The 1774-nt window shown below is 78.2% G+C and carries 3 protein-coding genes; all 3 read right to left on the bottom strand.

Annotated features, from left to right (window positions below):
* Positions 1-946: methionyl-tRNA formyltransferase (locus HGCM_RS18230; RefSeq protein ID WP_019137137.1), on the bottom strand; the 946-nt coding region annotated here is incomplete at its 3' end.
* Between the two features lie 10 nt (positions 947-956).
* The gene (locus HGCM_RS18225; protein ID WP_019137136.1) at positions 957-1637 is read right to left on the bottom strand and encodes an HAD family hydrolase; all 681 of its coding nucleotides are present in this window, start codon (positions 1635-1637) and stop codon (positions 957-959) included.
* Positions 1634-1753, bottom strand: coding sequence for a hypothetical protein (locus HGCM_RS20590; RefSeq protein WP_503089899.1), 120 nt, complete (start codon positions 1751-1753; stop codon positions 1634-1636). Before HGCM_RS20590 ends, HGCM_RS18225 begins: the two co-directional genes overlap by 4 nt.
* Positions 1754-1774: the final 21 nt, after the last annotated feature.

Here is a 1774-nt window from a genome sequence, read left to right as displayed (position 1 = left end):
GGACCCGTCGCTCATGCCGCCGCCCCAGCCGCAGGCCCGGCTCGAGGCGCGCGCCGCGCGCCCAGTCCGCGGCCGCCATCGCTCGCTTGCCCGGCGCGGTCACCAGGCCGAGGCGGACGGCCCCGGACCCCGCGCCGACCAGCACGTCGCGCCGCCCCACCCGCACCTCGCCCGGAGCGAGGTCGTCGACGTCGGCGGCGACCTCGACCGGACCGAGGCCGAGCCGGGCGCCGTCCGGCAGCGTCGTCCACGCCCCCGGGGCGGGCGTGCAGCCCCGGACCAGCCGGTCGATCGCGTACGCCGGACGCTCCCAGCGGACCTGCGCGTCAGCGACCTCGAGCTTCGGTGCGTGCGAGACGCCGTCCGCCGGCTGCGGGACGGCGACGAGCTCGCCGTCCTCGATGCCGTCGAGCGTCCGGACGAGCAGCGCCGCACCCGCGGCGGCGAGCCGCTCCAGGAGGTCGCCGGCGGTGTCGCGCGGGCGGACCTGCTCGGTGAAGGACCCGAACACGGGGCCCGTGTCGAGGCCTTCCTCGATCCGGAAGGTCGACGCGCCGGTGACCTCGTCGCCGGCGATGAGCGCGTGCTGGACGGGCGCGGCGCCGCGCCACGCCGGCAGCACGGAGAAGTGCAGGTTGACCCAGCCGTGGCGCGGCACGTCGAGCACCTCGCGCGGCAGCAGGGCGCCGTACGCGACCACGGGGGCGGCGTCGAGCGCGAGCGAGCGCAGGCGCTCCTGCAGCTCGGGGTCGCGCGGGCGGCCCGTGAGCACCTCCACGCCGGCGTCGAGCGCGGCCTGCTTCACGGGGCTCGGGGTCAGCGCTCGTCCCCGGCCCACCGGGGCGTCCGGGCGCGTGAGCACCGCCACGACCTCGTGCCGCGAGCCGAGCAGGGCCTGCAACGACGGGACCGCGGGCGCAGGCGTGCCGGCGAACAGGAGGCGCATGGCGTCGATCCTAGGTGGGCTCCGCGCCGGGTCCCCGCTCGCCGCCGGCGGGGCCGGGACCGTGGGAGTCACCGGCCGGGGTCAGCAGACCACGGGCGGCGAGGTCGCGCCGCAGGGTGGCGGCGTCGCGGAAGAGCAGCGCGTCCAGCCCTGCGGCGGCGCCCGCGGCGACGTTCGGGGGCGAGTCGTCGACGAACACCGTGGCCGCCGGGTCGAGGTCGAACCGCTCGACGAGGAGCGCGAAGATCGCCGGGTCGGGCTTGGCGAGACCCACCTCGCCGGAGACGAGCACGCCCTCCAGCAGGCCGATCGCGGGCGCCGCCGGCTCCGCGTGGTGGAAGGTCTCGGCGGACCAGTTCGTCAGGCCGAGCAGCCGGACGCCCGCCGCGCGCAGCTCGGAGACGAGGGCGTGCATGCCCGGCACCGGCCCCAGCAGCGAGTCGGCGAAGTGCGTCACGTAGAGGTCGAGCGCCGCGACGTGGTGCGGGTGCGAGCGCTGGACCTGCGCTCGGGCGGCCGCCCACGGCAGCCCGGCGTCCGTCGCGTGCGCGAGCCGCTCGAACGGCACGTCCGCGAAGAACGCGTCGACGTCGTCCGGTGCGAGGCGGCCGTGGTACGCGGCCCGCGGGTCCCAGCGGACCAGCACGTTGCCGAGGTCGAGCACGACGGTCGTCGGGGCGGTCCTGGTCACGCGATCTCCTGCGGGTCGAGCTGGATCCGGACGCTGCCGCCCTCGCGCCGGGCGCTGCGCACGGCGGCGGACGCGGCCAGGGCGCGCGCCAGCGCCGCGCCCTCGGTGCGCGGCACGCGGACGAGGGCGCGCACGTC

The sequence above is a fragment of the Cellulomonas massiliensis JC225 genome (genome assembly GCF_000312005.1).
Taxonomy (GTDB): domain Bacteria; phylum Actinomycetota; class Actinomycetes; order Actinomycetales; family Cellulomonadaceae; genus Cellulomonas; species Cellulomonas massiliensis.
This window is presented reverse-complemented; position numbering and strand designations above follow the sequence as displayed.